Genomic DNA, 16,588 nt, shown 5'->3' with positions numbered 1-16,588 from the left:
GCGGCGAAGATACGGCCCGCTAGCGGGGCCGCAGGGGCTGGTGCAGGTACACGTTGAGCGTAGCGCCCAGCCAGCTATAAAATTCATCGCGTGCTACGCTGCTTTGCTCGGATGGGTAGACCGTGAGGCTGCGCGAGAAGCTGCGCCGGTAGGTGAGGGCAATGGTGGTTTCGAGGCGCTCGGATAGCGGCAGCACGCGCACTTCCACGCCGGTTACGCCCGTCAGCTCAACCGGGTGCGTGGCGTAGCGGCCCACGAAGTTGGCAGGCGGCCGGGCATCGTTCAGCCAAAAGGTGGGGCCGGCGCCCAGCAGCAGGTGCAGCCGGGCTTTGGGCAGGCCGCTACGCAGGTACACGGGCACAAATAAGCTGCCGTTGTGATTGCCGGCCGACTGCCAGGGGCGGGCGGCGCGGTAAGTGGCCAGCACGTCGGCCTGCAGCGTGAGGATGGGTTCGGTACGGGCCAGCAGGTAGCCGCCCGTGATGCCGGCCGTGACGTAGGAGAGGTTGTGCGGCGGCACGGCCACCGCGCCCGATGAAACGAATTCCATGCCGGTGCCGGCTTTTAGGCCCGCGTTCCAGCGGTTGGCCGGGGCCAGCAGCTTGGGAGCAATGTTCTGGGCGTGGCCGGCCAAGGCCAGCAGCAGGGCCGCACAAATCGGAGAGTAGCGCATGATGATTCAGAGCTAGTGATTGCAAAGCAGTACCCTGAATACGATGGACGGGGGGAAAGAAGTTTTTGCCGGGCCTGAGCCCCGGCCGTCGGCTGCCCGGTGCCCGGCACAAAAAGGCGGTTCGGCCAATTAGAAGTCGGCTTTCACGCCCAGCAGCCAGGTGCGGGGCACGGGCACGGCTCCGTAGTCCTGCCCGGCCTGGTAGGGCGTGCTGCCGCCGCTGCTCACGTTGGGGTCGTAGCCACGGTAGGCGGTAAGCACGAACAGGTTCTGGCCACCCACCCAGATGCTGATGTCCTGCGTAGCCGTTTGGCGCAGGCGGTAGGTGAGCGTGAGCGAGGACAGGCGTACGTTGTTCCCGCTTTCCAGCAGGCGGTCCGAAATCGAATTGGCTCCCAGATAAGGGCTGCCGAAGCTGGTGCCCGCCACCGGCACCGTGGTGTTGGTATGCGTGGGCGTCCAACGGTCGCGCACCGTGGTGGCGCTGTTGAAGGAGCCCGAGGGCAAATCAAGAAAGTTGAGCTGCTGGTTGATGACCTGATAGCCAAACAGCCCATCCACCTGCGCATCCAGCGCCAAGCGGCCCAGGCGCAGCTGCTGGCTCAGGCCCAGCAGCTGCGCCGGAATGCCGCTGCCCAGCACGGCCTGATTGAGTACCGCGTAGCTGCTGCCGGGCCGCTGGCGGAAACGGAGCGAGCCGTCGGCATTCAGCCCCTCCTGCTGGTAGCCGTAGAACGCCCCGGTCGGCTGGTTATCATACACCTCGTTGAACGGCGGCACGCCATTGTTCTCGCGCAGCCGGTTGCGGTTGAGGCTGCCCACCAGGCGCGTGGTGCCCTGCAGGCGGCCCCGCTGCCAGTCGGCGGTCAGCGTCAGCTCCAGCCCTTGGTTGCGGATGGTGGCCTCGTCGAAAACGGTGAGGTAGGTAAATGTGCCGCCACTGGTTGACACCGGAACCTGCGTGCCTATCAGGGCGTGGTAGCTGGTGCGCTGGTAGGCCACCAGCTGGCCCGTGAGGCGGCCGTGGCGGCGGCCCAGGCGCAGGCCGGTTTCGGCCTGGTCGGTGTAGAGCGGCGACTGGTAGGGCGCCGGCCCCACCGGGCGGTTATCGAGCCGCGCCGGCCCGCCGGCGCTGTAGCCCATGCCCAGCGTGCTGGTGCGGGCCGCGCCCAGCCACAGGCGCCAGCGGGTGCCGGCCTGCCAGCTCAGCTCGGCGCTCGGGTAGTATTCGGTGCGGTTGGCGTCGCGGTAGTGGCCGTAGCTGAGGCCAGCCTGCACCGCAAGCGTGCTGTCGAAGCTATAATGCAGGGCCGCCCAAGGGCGATGCAGCCGGAATTCGCCGCGTTGCTCGACGTAGCTCATCGAAGCCGGAAAGCCGGATGAGGGATTGGGCTGACCCCGCAGCTCGCTGCGGGCAAACACGTCGGCCGCTTGGTATTGGTAGTCGATTTCGGCCCCCACCGCGTGGCGCGTGCCCAACTGCCGGTGGTAGCGCACCGCCAGCCGGGCACCCCACTGGCTGATGCGATACGCCTGCGTGGTAGCCGAGTAGCTGCTGCTAGGTGCCCGCAGCTGGCCATTGGTAAGGCTGTATACCGGCAGCTGGCCATCGGCCGCCAGCACCGTGCGCTGGAAATTAGCCGCGGCCTCTACCGTGAGGTGCGCGAGGGGCGTGTAGGTGGCGGCCAGCTGCGCCAATGCGCGGCGCGTGCGCGGGGCCCGGTAAGCCAGCTCGGCAATGGCGAGCGGGTTGGTGAAAGTAAGCTGGGCGCTGGGATAATAAGTATACGGCCCGTAGCCACTGTAATTGCCCTGGGCATCGCGCACGGTTTGGTTGGGCGGGGCCAGCAGGGCGGCCTGCACAGCTCCCTGCGTGCCAAACGTATTGGGCAGGTGCTGGTCGGTTTGGCCAAGGGCTGCCGTGCCGCGCAGCGTCAGGTGCGTGCCTACGCGCTGGTCGAGGGCCAGGCGCAGGCCGAGGCGGGTAAGGTCGGAGCCGTGCAGCACGCCGGCCTGGCGGCGGTAGTCGAGCCCGAGCAGGTAGGTGGTGTTGCCGCGGCCGCCATCCAGGCTCACGTTGTGCTGCTGCAGGCCGGCCAGGCGGTAGGTTTCGGCCTGCCAGTTGGTGCCGGCCCCCAGGTTGGTGTCGGCAAACGGCAGTGGTACTGATGGGCCGAACCGCTGCCGCGTGGCTTCGTTGGCCAGCGCGGCGTATTCGCTGGCCTCCAGCAGCTCGTAGCGCTGGCGCACCTGCTGCACGCCCACGTAGGCGCGGTAGTGCACCCGCAGCGGCCGGCCCGCCAGCCCCCGCCGCGTTTGGATGCTGACGACGCCATTGGCACCCAGCGGCCCGTAGCGGGCCACCGCGGCCGGCCCGGCCAGCACTTCGATGCTGGCAATGGCTTCGGGCGGCAGCACTTGAAGGGGGCTGGCCCCGGTTTCGGCGTTCTGCTCGGCAATATTGGCTTGGTAGTATTGGTCGAAGAAGCGAGCAGCGGCCAGCGAGAACAAGCCCGGCGACTGGCCCGGCGTCAGGTCGTCGTTGAGGGCGGGCAGGCCGTCGACCACGTACAGCGGCTGGGCCTGGCCCTGGGCCACGCTGGCCCCGCGAATGCGCACCACGCTGCCGCTGCCGGGGCTGCCGTCGTAGGGCGTTACCTGCACGCCCGCCACCGCGTGCAGCTGGTCCTGCACGGTGAGAAACGGCCGGGCTGGCTGCTCCTGGCCCTGTACCTGCACGGTGCCGCCTGGGGCAGGGGCCGGGGCCAGCGAATCGGGCAGCTCGCCCCGGAAGGGCGGGCGGCGCAGGGTGTCGGCTACCGCTGGCGGGGCTGGCAGGGGCGGGGCGGGGTTTGAGGATTGGGCTGCGGCAGGGCGGGCGAGCGCAGCAGCCAGCAGCCCGAAGTAGTAGCGCTTGGTCATCAGCAGAAAGCAGGAAGCGGAAAGGAGGCGTCAAAGCTACAACGGGTGCCGGCAGTGCTTCAAGCCCGATACCTGCCTGCAGATGCCACTCCGAGTCGGGCATTCCCACCGCCGCCGGCTTCGCCGGCCGCCCCGCCACCAGCGCAGCGGGGCACCCCGATTCTGTTGGCCATAAGCACCGGGCGAGCTCCGCAAAGTCAGCCCAAACCGTTACCTTTCGCCCTCATCCACACCTCTTCTTCCGCCGCTTCCCATGTCCAAACGCCTACTCCTGCTGCTGCCGCTCCTCCCGCTGCTGGCCAGCTGCGAAGATGCCACCGCCGACCTCTACCCCACGCTGCCGCCGGTGCACCTGCCCGCCGAAAGCCGGATAGGGGCCAATACCTTCGGCTGCCGCGTGAATGGCCAGCCCTGGGAAGCCAGCAACTCCCGCACCCTCGACGGCCGCGTGCTTACGCCCACCGCCCGCTATTACCACGGCGAGCTGCGCCTCGATGCCTTCCGGCGCCTGCAGGTTGAAGGACCGATTACCACCGTTTCGCTGCGCGCCACGCGCGTTAACGGCCCCAGCGTGTACGCGCTGGGCGGCCCGGCCGAACCGGCGGGCCGCACCGCCGCGCTGGCCACCGGCACCCGCGAGCGGGCCTACGCGGCCGGCATCGGTACGCTCATCATCACCCGCCTCGATACCACAGGCGCGCACCCGGTAGTGGCCGGCCGGTTCGAGCTACACGCCAGTCTCACCCCGGATGCGCCCCGGGTCGCCGGCTTCCCAGCCCAGGTGCGCATAACCGAAGGCCGGTTCGACATCGAGCTCAACCGCTAGCGGCTGGCGGTAGCCGATGCTGGTAGGGGGATGCCGGTTGGCCGGGGAGGGAAGCAGGGCCTGACAGCAGGCCCGCGCCCGCTACCTTTGCCCGCCCAACCCACCCGTTTTTTCCCCATGACTCCCACCGCCACCGCTTTGGCCTTCGACCGCCAGGACCTCACCAACGAAACCCTGCTGCACCTCTACCAGCACCTGCTACGCCCGCGGCTGATTGAGGAAAAAATGCTGATTCTGCTGCGCCAGGGCAAGGTGAGCAAGTGGTTTTCGGGCATCGGGCAGGAGGCCATTTCGGTGGGCAGCACCCTGGCGCTGGACGCCGACGAGTACATTCTGCCGCTGCACCGCAACCTGGGCGTGTTCACGGGGCGCGAGGTGCCGCTGGGCCGCCTGTTTGCGCAGTGGCAGGGCAAGCGCCTGGGCTTCACCAAGGGCCGCGACCGCAGCTTCCACTTCGGCACCAACGAGCACCACATCGTGGGCATGATTTCGCACCTTGGCCCGCAGCTGGCCGTGGCCGGCGGCATTGCCCTGGCCGACGTGCTCGACAAGAACCCGAAAGTGACCGTGACCTACAGCGGCGACGGCGGCGCCAGCGAAGGCGACTTCCACGAGGCCCTGAACGTGGCCGCCGTGTGGCAGTTGCCGGTCATCTTCATCATCGAAAACAACGGCTACGGCCTGAGCACGCCCAGCAACGAGCAGTTCCGCTTCAAATCGTTCGTCGACAAAGGCCCCGCCTACGGCATGGAGGCCGTGCAGGTCGACGGCAACAACGTGCTCGACGTGTACACCACCATCAAGCGCCTGGCCGAGGATATGCGCCAGAACCCGCGCCCGGTGCTGGTGGAGGCCCTCACGTTCCGCATGCGCGGCCACGAGGAAGCCAGCGGCACCAAGTACGTGCCCCAGAGCCTGATGGAAGAGTGGGCCGCCAAAGACCCGGTGGAGAACTACGAGAAGTGGCTGCTGGCCGAAGGCATCCTCACCGAAACGGCCAAGCACGGCATCCGCGAGAAAATCAAGGCCGCCATCGAAGCCGGCCTGCAGGAAGCCGACGCCGCCCCCATGCCCACGGCCGACATCGCGGAGGAAATTGCCGACATGTACCAGCCCTTCACGCCGGATGCCTCGCTGCAGTTAAAAGTTAAAAGTGAAGAGTTAAAAGGTTCGGAAAGTGCTCCAACTTTTAACTCTTCACTTTTAACTCCGACGAAGGAGGTCCGCTTCATCGATGCCATTCAGGAAGGCCTGAAGCAGAGCATGGAGCGTTACCCCGAGCTGGTGCTCATGGGCCAGGACATTGCTGATTACGGTGGGGTGTTCAAAATCACGGAAGGCTTCGTGGCCGAATTTGGCAAGGCCCGGGTGCGCAACACGCCGCTGTGCGAGTCGGCCATCGTGGGCATCGGGCTGGGCCTGAGCATCAAGCGGAAGAAGGCCATGGTGGAAATGCAGTTTGCCGATTTCGTCACCTGCGGCTTCAACCAGATTGTGAACAACCTGGCCAAGAGCCACTACCGCTGGGGCCAGAACGCTGATGTGGTGGTGCGCATGCCCACCGGCGCGGGCTCGGCCGCCGGCCCGTTCCACTCCCAGAGCAACGAGGCGTGGTTCACGCACGTGCCCGGCCTGAAGGTGGTATACCCCAGCAACCCGCACGATGCCAAAGGCCTGCTCTGCGCCGCGTTTGAGGACCCCAACCCGGTGTTGTATTTCGAGCACAAGATGCTCTACCGCAGCCTCACCGGCCCGGTACCCGAAGCCTACTACACCACGCCCATCGGCCAGGCGGCGCTGGCCGCCGAAGGCGATGAGCTAAGCATCATCACCTACGGCATGGGCGTGCGCTGGGCCCTGCAAACCTGCCAGGACCTGGGCGTGTCGGCCGACATCCTCGACCTGCGCACCCTGCTGCCCTGGGACCAAGAAGCGGTGCGCCGCACGGTGGAGAAAAACGGCCGCGTCCTCATCCTGCACGAAGACACCATGACCGGCGGTATCGGCGGCGAAATCGCGGCTTGGATTGGCGAAAACTGCTTCGAGCACCTCGATGCGCCCGTGCGCCGCGTGGCCTCGCTCGATACCGCCATTCCGTTTGCGCCGCCGCTGGAGGCCGCCTTTCTGCCGCAGCAGCGCCTGCGCGAGCAGGTGCAGGCCCTGCGCAACTACTAGCCCGGCCCGCGAGGTTGGCGCGGTTTTCGCGCGTCCGCCGCATGGCTATATTACGTACCTTGAGCTTCGGCCCAACCCGCAGTGAAACAACGCTTCTTCGCTCCTTTTTTTTCGTTAATGCTTGGCGTGCTGCTGGTGGCCGGGCTGAGTAGCTGCAGCCTCTACCACAAGGTGGTGCACCCCTACCGCCTGCCCACGCCCAAGCCTTCCAAGCAGTTCATCGCCCAGCAAAAAGCGGAAAAGAAGGCCAAAGAAGCCCGCGCCAAAGAGGCCCAGGCTAACAGCGGCCAGAAAACCGGCCTACTGGGCGGCTTATTCGGGTCGAGTAAGAAGAAGGATGCCAACAACGGCGGGGCGCCCGAGGCCGCCACCGATGTATCCACGCCTTCGGGCGCGCCCCTGGCTTCGGCCACGCCCACGGCGGCGGCCACTGGCACGCTGCCCGAGCGCTCCACGGTGCGCTACGACAAGCACCAGATGATGAAGAAACCGAAGCTGAACCGCCGCAAAATCCACAAGCAGCGCAAGGGTTTCCATCCCATCGATTCTATCCGCAATTTTTTCAAATTCGGCCTCCATGCAAAACCCAACTACAGCCCCGACCACCGGCCCGCGCCCAAGCAGCCCAAGCCCGAGCCCGACGATGCGCCGGCCCGCGATGCAGCCCCCGGAGGCCCGCCCGCCGCGCCTGATGCCGGCCCCGGCGGCCCACCGGCCGCGCCTGGTGCTGGCCCCACGGGCAAGCCGTAGCCGAATAAGCTGGGTAGCTGGATTTCTGATGCTGCTATGGTTGGCAGCACCAGCCGCCCAGGCCCAGATTGTGAAGGAAAAGCCCGGCCGCATTCGGGCGGCTAACCGCCGCGCCCTGCGCGAGGCCCGCGCCACCGAGTCGCCCTATAAAGACAGCCACCTCGATGTGACGCCCGACCGCCTTAAGCGCGGGGCCAGCAACGAGCCCCGCCCGGCCACCAACCCCCAGCTCGACTACAAAACCGGGACCGCGCCCAACGTGCAGCCCCCCGGCCTGCTGGGCATGCGCCGCAAAACGGCCATCCAGCGCCCACCGGCCCCGGAAACCAAAAAAGAAAAAAAGAAGTGAGGATACCGGCGGGAATCAACTGCCCGCCGGTTGTTGTAGTATACCCAAACGCGGCAGCAGGTGCTGCCGCGTTTTCTCGTCTATAAATTAAGCAAGTACCGAATGTCCACTCCCTGGCTTCCCCTCACCCAACCCGAACAGCTCACCGAACTCGCTCAGGCCTCGCACGAGCAGCCAGTGCTTATTTTTAAGCACAGCACCACCTGCTCCATCAGCGCTGCCGCCAAGGGTAAAATTGAGCGCCAGTGGGCCGACAGCGGCCTGACCCTACCCATCTACTACCTCGATTTGCTGCGCTTTCGCCCCATTTCGGCCCAGATTGCCGAGCAGTTCGGCGTGCGTCACGAGTCGCCGCAGCTGTTGCTCATCAAGGATGGCGAATGCGTTTACGATGCTTCGCACATGGGCATCCGCCTCAACGACGTGCAGGCCGCTGTGAAATAGTGAATAAAATCTGTCGGTTGTCCTCCTGAGCTTGTGCAAGCTCAGGAGGACAACCGACAGATTTTATTCACTACTTATACTCAAACACAATGTTCTGCCGCACGTCCGGGTGCAGGCTCAGGCCCACCGGGCAGGTGTGGGCGGCCCGCTCCAGCAGGGTGCGTTCCTGCGGGGCCAGGGTAGCAGGCAGGGTAAACGTCACGTCAATCTGGGCAATGCGGCGCGGCGGCTCAGTGCTCATGTGCTTGAGCACGGCAAAGGAGCTGCCTACCAGGTCCCAGTTGTGGCGCTCGGCCACAATGCCCATCACCGTCATCATGCACGAGCCCAGGGCCGTGCTCACGAGGTCGGTGGGGGAGAAGGCCTCGCCCCGGCCGTGGTTGTCCACGGGGGCGTCGGTCTGAATTGCGTTGCCCGAAGCGGTGTGCGTAGCTTCGGTGCGGAGGTGGCCGGCGTAGCGGGCGGTGGCGGTGTTCTTCAAGTCAGATAGTTACCTTTAAGGCATCATGATTTCAGTAGCTAATTTACACCCGGCCGGGGGTTCTGCACCGGAGCAATTCGGTTTTGTTCGCTTGCGGGGCGCTCTTCGTTGCATTGTGCGTAGCCTGCCGGTGGCCGCCGTGGGCCTGTTGCTGGCCGTGGGCACGGCGCAGGCACAGGCACCGCTGCGCACGGTTGCGGTGCCGCCGGCCCCGTCCGACGAGCAGTCTTACCGCAAAGAGTTCGTATTCGGCGTCAACTTCAACACCCAGGGCGGTCTGCTGGGCGGGGCGTCCATCCGGTCGTCGCGCGTGCTCGACGACCGCAACCTGCGCTTCTGGATGCTGGAAGGCGTGATGCTGAAAAATGCCAAGGAGCAGCGCGTCACCAATCCCTACGTGGGCGGCAGCTACATCGCCAGCAAAACCAACTATGGGTTTGTGCTGCGGCCTTCTTTCGGCTTGCAGCGGGTGCTGTTTCGCAAGGCTGCCGATGCGGGCGTGCAAGTGAACGTGCTGGCCAGCGCCGGCCCGTCGGTGGGCCTGCTCATGCCCTACTACATTACGTACGACCGCACATTTGCCGTGGGGCAGCAGCAGTACAATCTGTCGACCGATGACATCGTGAACGAGCAGTACGACCCCACGAAGCACAATGTCGAGTTGGCCATTCTCGACCACGGCCCGCTGTTTAGTGGCATCGGCCAGACGAAAGTGGTGCCGGGCGCGCACCTGCGCGGCGCACTTAGCTTCGAGTACGGCCGCTACCGCGACGCCGTGGCCGGGCTGGAAGTGGGTTTCCTGGTTGAAGCCTTCACCAAGCGCATGGTCATTCTGTCGCCCGACCCTAACCTGTCCAGCGACCAGCTCAACCGTCAGTTTTTTCCTTCGGTATACCTCACGCTCTACTTCGGGCACCGCTCGTAGCGCCGCGCCTAATGAAAAAATGAGAAAGCGGAATGAGGTCGTTGAGGCAGTATGAAGCCTCGCAAAAGCCATGATGAGCCTTTTGTGCCGTAAATTTGTTAATGCGCTGTACAGAGTGGGCGAGAGGTAATTCTTCATTCCTCATTCTTCATTCCTCATTGAAACAATGATTGACTTGCCCGTTATCCAGCCCGAAACGGCTGCCCCCGCCCGCCCCCGCAAGCCCGACTGGCTGCGCGTGAAGCTGCCCGTGGGCGAAGAATACGCCGCCGTGCGCCGCCTCGTCGACGAGCACAAGCTGCACACCATCTGCGAAAGCGGCAACTGCCCCAACATGGGCGAGTGCTGGGGGGCCGGCACGGCCACGTTCATGATTCTGGGCAACATCTGCACCCGCTCGTGCTCGTTTTGCGCCGTGGCCACCGGCCGCCCCACCGAGTACGACCTCGACGAGCCCCGCCGCGTGGCCGAAGCCATTGCCCTGATGAAAGTGAAGCACGCCGTCATCACCTCGGTGAACCGCGACGAGCTGAAAGACCGCGGCGCCAGCGTGTGGCGCGACACGGTTGTCTTCACCAAGCAGCTCTCGCCCGGTACCACCATCGAAACCCTGATTCCGGATGTGAAAGCCAACTGGGACGCGCTCGACGTGATGATTTCGGGCGGCCAGGAAGTGATTTCGCACAACATCGAAACCGTGGGCAGCCTCTACCGCCTCGTGCGCCCGCAGGCCCGCTACGACCGCAGCCTGGAGCAAATCCGCCGCACGAAGCTGGCTGGCCACCGCACCAAGTCGGGCATCATGCTGGGCCTGGGCGAAAAGCCCGACGAGTTGTACCAGGCCATGGACGACCTCGTGGCCAACGGCCTCGACATCCTCACGCTGGGCCAGTACCTGCAGCCCACCAAGCGCCACCTCGACGTAGCCGAATTCATTACCCCCGACCAGTTTGCCCATTACAAAGAAGAAGGCCTGCGCCGCGGCCTGAAGTACGTGGAAAGCGGCCCGCTGGTGCGCAGTTCCTACCACGCCGAGCGCCACGTGAACGTGCCGGTTTAACTGCAATTATAGCAACTGCAACAAAAAAGCCCGCTCAAACTGAGCGGGCTCTTTTGTTGCGGCAGGCAAGTGTTTACTAACGCCGGGCGTTGTTATCCTGCGGCGGGTAGGTGCTCAGAATGCCGTTCACAATGCGGTGAGTTTCGGCTTCGTCAATGGTGTTCTGGTTCACCTGGGCCTGGCCGGTGCCGCGCCAGGCGAGTTCCTTGCGGCGGGCATCCACGATGTCGATAACCACGGTGCCGGCTTTGTACTGCGTCACGGGCGAGTAGCCACGGCCGTAGTAGCCATAGCCGTAGCCATACGGGTAGCCCAGGCCGTTGTAGTAGGGCGATACCTGCTGCTTGTCTTCCACGCGGGCACTGTAAGCCACGTAAATATCGGGAGCAGCGTTCACCGCCACCTCAGTCAGGCCCTTGGCGGCCATTTCGGCCGATACAGCAGCACGCATGCGTTTGTCGAGGAACGATTCGTAGCCTTTGGCGGGGCCGCCTTCGGCATCTTTGGGCTGCTGCGGGTACCAAGCCCAGGTTTTAAACGCCCGGAAATTAACGGCGTGGTCGAAGTCGTTGGTCACGCCCACACGGGCGGCGGGGGTGCAGCCACTGGGGCCCAGCAGCAGAAGCAGGCCAGTAGCGGCCAATGCCGCCGGACGGGCCAGATATCGGGTGATGCGGTTCATAAAACAGAAATAGAACGAGTGAATGGAGCGCCTAACAGGCCGTTTTTCAGACCAAACGAGCGGGTGCGGGCGGCTAGTATGTTAACGGAAAACGGCAATCCGACGTTCATAATTTACCAGTCCGTTCGAAAAAACTGTTCACTGGGTAAGTGCCTGCCCAGGCCAGTAAGCGGCCCGCCGGTAAAGCAGGCAGGGAAGCCCTGGCCCCGCCACCCTTTGCCGAAGTTGGACTGCATTGGGATGGGAATTTCTAATTACCCTCAGCTATTATTGACTTAAGCGGATTTTACCCTACCTTACCCGCAAAATACATCTTCCGGCTTCCCGTTTATTAATGAAAAGTACAGCCTTACTCTTAGTGGCCGCGGTTGGGTTGGCTGCGGCCTGCACCGCCTCCCGCGACGAACTGAACCGGGGCGGCGTTGAACATACGCCCGTTGCCTACAACACCATCGTCGATTGCCCGGTGTACGACGGCATGACCAAGAACTCGACCGTGCTCGCCCAAACCACGACCGGCAACGAAGTGCAGGTGACCGATACCATCAACGCCTACTTCGTGCGCGTACGCCTCGACAAAGGCGGCCAGACCCAGGTAGGCTATATGGACCGCCGCTGCTTTGGCGAGCGCGGCAACGAGCGCGGCAACCGCAAGCGAAAATAGCGTCTCTTGCCCGTTGCCTGGCAATGGGCCGGAAACCGACGAATAGACCATAAAAAAGCCCCGCCAGCAACGGCGGGGCTTTTTCTTTTGCCTAAGCGGGTGTGGTTAGTACGACGGGCCTTTGTCGGCCTGCACCAGTTCTTCCTGCTGGTCGGCGTACTCTTCGATGGGCGTGCAGCTGCAAATCAGGTTGCGGTCGCCGTAGGCCGAGTCAATGCGGCTCACGCTGGGCCAGAACTTGTTGGCGCGCACGTACTCCATGGGGTACACGGCCTGCTCGCGCGAGTAGGGGCGCGTCCAGTCGTGCACCAGCACGGTAGCGGCGGTGTGCGGGGCGTGCTTCAGCACGTTCTCCTTGGCGTCGGCTTTGCCCGATTCCACGTCGGCAATTTCCTTGCGGATGGAAATCATGGCGTCGCAGAAACGGTCGAGCTCGGCTTTGCTTTCGCTTTCAGTGGGCTCAATCATCAGCGTGCCGGCTACGGGAAAGCTCACGGTAGGCGCGTGGAAGCCGTAGTCCATCAGGCGCTTGGCAATGTCTTCAACTTCGATGCCGGCCTTTTTGAAATGGCGGCATTCCAGAATCATCTCGTGGGCACAGCGGCCGTGGCTGCCGGTATAGAGCACCGGATAGTGCGGCTCGAGGCGGGCCTTGATGTAGTTGGCGTTGAGAATGGCCAGCTGCGTAGCACGCTGCAGGCCGTCGCCGCCCATCATCGAAATGTAGGCGTAGCTGATGGGCAGGATGCTGGCCGAACCCCACGGCGCGGCCGAAACCGAGCCACTGGCGCGGCCCTCTACCGGCACCACGGCGTGGCCGGGCAGGTAGGGAATGAGGTCGGCCACCACGCCGATGGGGCCGATGCCGGGGCCGCCGCCGCCGTGCGGGATGCAGAAGGTTTTGTGCAGGTTGAGGTGGCACACGTCGGCGCCGATGGTGGCGGGCGAGGTGAGGCCTACCTGGGCGTTCATGTTGGCGCCGTCCATGTACACGCGGCCGCCGTGGTTGTGAATGGTCTGGCAAATGTCGATGATGGTTTCCTCGTACACGCCGTGCGTGCTGGGGTAGGTCACCATCAGGCAGCTCAGGTTGGCAGCGTGCTGCTCGGCTTTGGCTTTGAGGTCGGCCACGTCGATGTTGCCGTCTTCGGTGCTTTTCACCACCACTACCTGCATGCCGGCCATCACGGCCGAGGCGGGGTTGGTGCCGTGGGCCGAGGCGGGGATGAGGGCCACGTTGCGGTGGTGGTCGCCGCGCGCATCGTGGTAGCCTTTGATGGCCAGCAGGCCCGCGTACTCGCCCTGCGCGCCCGAGTTGGGCTGCAGGCTCACGGCGTCGAAGCCGGTGACCTCGCAGAGCCACGCCTGCAGGTCCGAGAAAATCTGTTCGTAGCCCTTAGCCTGCTCGCGCGGGGCGAAGGGGTGCAAGCCACCGATTTCGGGCCAGGTCACCGGAATCATCTCGGCGGTGGCGTTCAGCTTCATGGTGCACGAGCCGAGTGCAATCATGGAGTGCGCCAAGCTCAAGTCCTTGTTTTCGAGCTGCTTCATGTAGCGCAGCATCTCGTGCTCGGCGTGGTGCGTGTTGAACACCGGGTGCGTGAGGTAGTCGCTGCTGCGAATGAGGCTGGCGGGTACGCGCAGCTCGGCAGCTTCCACGGCTTCGGCCAGCTGGTCGGCTTCCTTGCCCAGCACTTTGGCAAACACGTCCAGAATGTCGGCTACATCGTGCAGCTCGGTGTTCTGGTTCAGCGAGATGCCCACGTGCTGCTCTTCGAAATAGCGGAAGTTGATGCCCGCAGCTTCGGCTTCCGTTTTGAGCGCCTGCTGCAGCTCGGCGCTTTCGAGGCGCAGGTTCAGGGTGTCGAAGTAGTGCTCGTTCACCTGCGCCACGCCCAGCTTTTTGAGGCCGGATTCGAGGGTCTGGGCCAGCAGGTGGGTGTTAGTGGCGAACTGCTGCAGGCGCTGCGGACCGTGGTATACGGTGTACATGCCGGCCAGCACGCTCAGCAACACCTGGGCGGTGCAGATGTTGCTGGTGGCTTTTTCGCGGCGAATGTGCTGCTCGCGGGTTTGCAGGGCCATGCGGTAAGCCTTGTTGCCGGCCGCGTCGATGCTCTGACCGATAAGGCGGCCGGGAATCACGCGCTTGAACTGCTCGCGGCAGGTGAAGAAACCGGCGTGCGGGCCGCCGTAGCCCATCGGCACGCCGAAGCGCTGCGAGTTGCCCACGCAAACATCAGCCCCTAGCTCGCCGGGCGAGGTGAGGAGCGTGAGGGCCATCAGGTCGGCCGCCATCACTACGAAAACGTTGTTTTTCTGCGCGCTGGCAATGAATTCTTTGTAGTCGAACACCTCGCCATCAGCGGCGGGGTACTGCACCATGGCCCCGAAGAAGCCTTCGTTGCTGAGGTCAATCTGGCGGTGGTCGCCTACTACCAGCTCAATGCCGACCGGCGTGGCACGGGTCCGCAGCAGGTCGATGGTCTGGGGCAGCACCTGCTCCGACACGAAATACTGGTTGGCGCCTTTCTTCTTGGTCTGGCTGTGCAGCATGTGCATGGCCTCGGCGGCGGCGGTGCCTTCGTCGAGCAGGCTGGCGTTGGCGATTTCGAGACCGGTGAGGTCAATAGCCATCGTCTGGTAATTGATGAGGGCTTCGAGGCGGCCCTGAGCAATTTCGGCCTGATAGGGCGTGTAGGCGGTGTACCAGCCCGGGTTTTCCAGAATATTACGCTGAATAACGGGGGGCAGCGTGGTGTCGTGGTAGCCCAGGCCGATGTAGGACTTGAAGACCTGATTCTGGCTGGCAATCTGCTTGAATTTCGCCAAAAAAGCCCGTTCGCTGAGGGCGGCGGGCAGGTCGAGCGGTTTCTTCAGGCGGATGGCGGGCGGCACGGTTTCGGCGATGAGCTGCTCGATGCTGCTAACGCCGATGGTGCGCAGCATGGCGGCCTGGGCATCGGCCCCGGGCGCGTTGTGGCGGGCTTCAAAAACGTCGACTGGCGAGAATTTCAACGACATAAAGACGGAAATAGGTTGGTTGAAAGCCGGTTAGGCGGGTGGGTTGAGGAAATCAGATTCCTTAACAAAGGTACGCCCGAAACCTCCCGGCGAACCGCGGGCAAACCCGTAATTTTGGCCGTTGGCTCAACAGGAAGACCGTCATGCAGAGCGCAGCGAAGCATCTTTACCGCAGTAGCAAATTCATCGATTGAGTTAGTATTGAGGTAAAGATGCTTCGCTGCGCTCTGCATGACGGTCGAATAAATTCCTACATCCCCCTCCCTCCCCAATTCCCACCCACTCATGTCCCTCACAGTTGGCCTGATTCGCGAAGGCAAAACCCCGCCCGACAAGCGCGTGCCCCTTACGCCCAAGAAATGCATTGAAGCGCAGGCGGCCTTTCCCGGCCTGCAAATTGTGGTGCAAAGTAGCCCCATCCGCAGCTACGCCGACCAGGAATACCGCGACCTGGGCCTGGAAGTGCGCGACGACGTGAGCGCCTGCGACGTGCTGATGGGCGTGAAGGAAGTGCCCGTCGACCAGCTGATTCCCGACAAAACCTACCTCTTTTTTTCGCACACCGTGAAGAAGCAGCCCGCCAACCGCAAGCTGCTGCAAGCCGTGCTGAAGAAGAACATCACCCTGATTGACTACGAGCTGCTGACCAACGAGCACGGCGAGCGCATCGTGGCCTTTGGGCGCTACGCCGGCATTGTGGGAGCTTATAATGGCCTGCTCACCTACGGCCGCAAGCACGGCCTGTATGACCTGAAACCTGCCTACCAGTGCGTGGACATGGACGACATGCAGGAGGAGTTTTTCAAGGTGAAAAAATTGCCGCCCATCAAAATGGCCGTGACGGGCTCGGGCCGCGTGGCCCAAGGCGCGCTGGAGGTGCTCGACCGCATGGGCATTCGGCGGGTGAGCGTGTACGATTATTTGTACCTCGATTTCAACGAGCCGGTGTATACGCAGCTGCGCAGCTCCGACTACAACCGCCGCCGCGACGGCCGCGTGTGGGACACCCAGAATTTCCACCAGCACCCCGAGGAGTACGAGTCGACGTTCGGCAACTTCCTGCCCGTGACCGACCTGCTGATTGCCTGCGCCTACTGGCACCCGGCCGCCCCGCTGCTCTTTACCGAAGCCGACACCCGCCGGCCCGATTTCCGCATCAACACCATTGCCGACGTGACCTGCGACGTGAACGGCTCGGTGCCCACCACCAAGCGCAGCAGCACCATCGCCGAGCCGGCCTTCGACTACAACCCCGCCACCGGCGAGTTGGAACCGGCCTATTCGCGCCCCGAAAACATCACCGAAATGGCCGTGGATAACCTGCCCTGCGAGCTGCCGCGCAACGCCAGCCGCGACTTCGGCCGCCAGCTCATCGACAAAGTGCTGCCCCATCTGCTCGGCGATGATGCCGAGGGCGTGATTGCCCGTGCCACCATTGCCAAAGGCGGCCAGCTCACGGAGCGGTACCGATACCTGAGCGACTACGTGGCCGAAGCGGCCACGGCATAACCTGTTTCGGACCATAAAAAAAGCCCTTCCCATATTTGGGAAGGGCTTTTGCTGGTAAGGGAAGTTCACGTGGGCTAACAGCCACGTCGCGTTACCAGAACAAG

The 16,588-nt window shown here is 63.9% G+C and carries 14 protein-coding genes; 9 read left to right on the top strand and 5 right to left on the bottom strand.

Annotated features, from left to right (window positions below; all coding sequences use genetic code 11):
• Positions 1–19 precede the first annotated feature (19 nt).
• Positions 20–673 carry a hypothetical protein gene (locus MON38_RS11220; protein ID WP_241936260.1) on the bottom strand — a complete coding sequence of 218 codons (654 nt, stop codon included), beginning with the start codon at positions 671–673 and terminating at the stop codon, positions 20–22.
• 129 nt (positions 674–802) lie between these two features.
• Entirely contained in the window at positions 803–3,595 is a 2,793-nt protein-coding gene (locus tag MON38_RS11215) for a TonB-dependent receptor plug domain-containing protein (RefSeq protein WP_241936259.1), read from the bottom strand.
• A gap of 253 nt (positions 3,596–3,848) precedes the next feature.
• On the opposite strand from MON38_RS11215, the gene MON38_RS11210 reads away from it, so the two are divergent.
• From MON38_RS11210 to ytxJ, 5 genes are all read left to right on the top strand, one after another.
• Positions 3,849–4,421, top strand: a complete 573-nt coding sequence (locus MON38_RS11210; protein ID WP_241936258.1) for a Riean_0653 family protein — start codon at positions 3,849–3,851, stop codon at positions 4,419–4,421.
• A 117-nt stretch (positions 4,422–4,538) separates the two neighbouring features.
• The gene (locus MON38_RS11205; RefSeq protein ID WP_241936257.1) at positions 4,539–6,596 is read left to right on the top strand and encodes an alpha-ketoacid dehydrogenase subunit alpha/beta; all 2,058 of its coding nucleotides are present in this window, start codon (positions 4,539–4,541) and stop codon (positions 6,594–6,596) included.
• Between the two features lie 117 nt (positions 6,597–6,713).
• Positions 6,714–7,346, top strand: a complete 633-nt coding sequence (locus tag MON38_RS11200; protein ID WP_241936256.1) for a hypothetical protein — start codon at positions 6,714–6,716, stop codon at positions 7,344–7,346.
• Between the two features lie 28 nt (positions 7,347–7,374).
• Positions 7,375–7,695 (top strand): hypothetical protein, encoded by a 321-nt coding sequence (locus tag MON38_RS11195; protein WP_241936255.1) that lies wholly within the window; start codon positions 7,375–7,377, stop codon positions 7,693–7,695.
• Between the two features lie 102 nt (positions 7,696–7,797).
• Positions 7,798–8,139 carry a bacillithiol system redox-active protein YtxJ gene (ytxJ, locus tag MON38_RS11190; protein ID WP_241936254.1) on the top strand — a complete coding sequence of 114 codons (342 nt, stop codon included), beginning with the start codon at positions 7,798–7,800 and terminating at the stop codon, positions 8,137–8,139.
• A gap of 70 nt (positions 8,140–8,209) precedes the next feature.
• Here the strand turns inward: ytxJ and MON38_RS11185 are convergent, their stop codons facing one another.
• A complete protein-coding gene (locus MON38_RS11185) occupies positions 8,210–8,620 on the bottom strand; it encodes an OsmC family protein (protein ID WP_241936253.1) in 411 nt (136 codons plus the stop codon).
• Positions 8,621–8,735: 115 nt separating this feature from the next.
• Here MON38_RS11185 and MON38_RS11180 point away from each other — a divergent pair, with 115 nt between their 5' ends.
• The gene (locus MON38_RS11180) at positions 8,736–9,545 is read left to right on the top strand and encodes a hypothetical protein (protein ID WP_241936252.1); all 810 of its coding nucleotides are present in this window, start codon (positions 8,736–8,738) and stop codon (positions 9,543–9,545) included.
• 166 nt (positions 9,546–9,711) lie between these two features.
• On the top strand, positions 9,712–10,605 hold the full coding sequence (gene lipA / locus MON38_RS11175) for a lipoyl synthase (RefSeq protein ID WP_241936251.1): 894 nt from the start codon (positions 9,712–9,714) through the stop codon (positions 10,603–10,605).
• 76 nt (positions 10,606–10,681) lie between these two features.
• Here lipA and MON38_RS11170 read toward each other — a convergent pair whose 3' ends face one another.
• The gene (locus tag MON38_RS11170) at positions 10,682–11,287 is read right to left on the bottom strand and encodes a DUF4136 domain-containing protein (protein ID WP_241936250.1); all 606 of its coding nucleotides are present in this window, start codon (positions 11,285–11,287) and stop codon (positions 10,682–10,684) included.
• Positions 11,288–11,621: 334 nt separating this feature from the next.
• Here MON38_RS11170 and MON38_RS11165 point away from each other — a divergent pair, with 334 nt between their 5' ends.
• Positions 11,622–11,951, top strand: coding sequence for a hypothetical protein (locus MON38_RS11165; RefSeq protein WP_241936249.1), 330 nt, complete (start codon positions 11,622–11,624; stop codon positions 11,949–11,951).
• A 105-nt stretch (positions 11,952–12,056) separates the two neighbouring features.
• Here MON38_RS11165 and gcvP read toward each other — a convergent pair whose 3' ends face one another.
• Positions 12,057–14,975, bottom strand: coding sequence for an aminomethyl-transferring glycine dehydrogenase (gcvP, locus tag MON38_RS11160; RefSeq protein WP_241936248.1), 2,919 nt, complete (start codon positions 14,973–14,975; stop codon positions 12,057–12,059).
• Between the two features lie 285 nt (positions 14,976–15,260).
• Between gcvP and MON38_RS11155 the strand changes: the two genes are divergently transcribed.
• Positions 15,261–16,484 carry an NAD(P)-dependent oxidoreductase gene (locus tag MON38_RS11155; protein WP_241936247.1) on the top strand — a complete coding sequence of 408 codons (1,224 nt, stop codon included), beginning with the start codon at positions 15,261–15,263 and terminating at the stop codon, positions 16,482–16,484.
• Positions 16,485–16,588 lie beyond the last annotated feature (104 nt).

The sequence above is a fragment of the Hymenobacter cyanobacteriorum genome, assembly GCF_022631375.1.
Lineage (GTDB): Bacteria > Bacteroidota > Bacteroidia > Cytophagales > Hymenobacteraceae > Hymenobacter > Hymenobacter cyanobacteriorum.
Note: the sequence above shows the minus strand (reverse complement) of the source record. Positions and strands in the feature narration are given on the sequence as shown.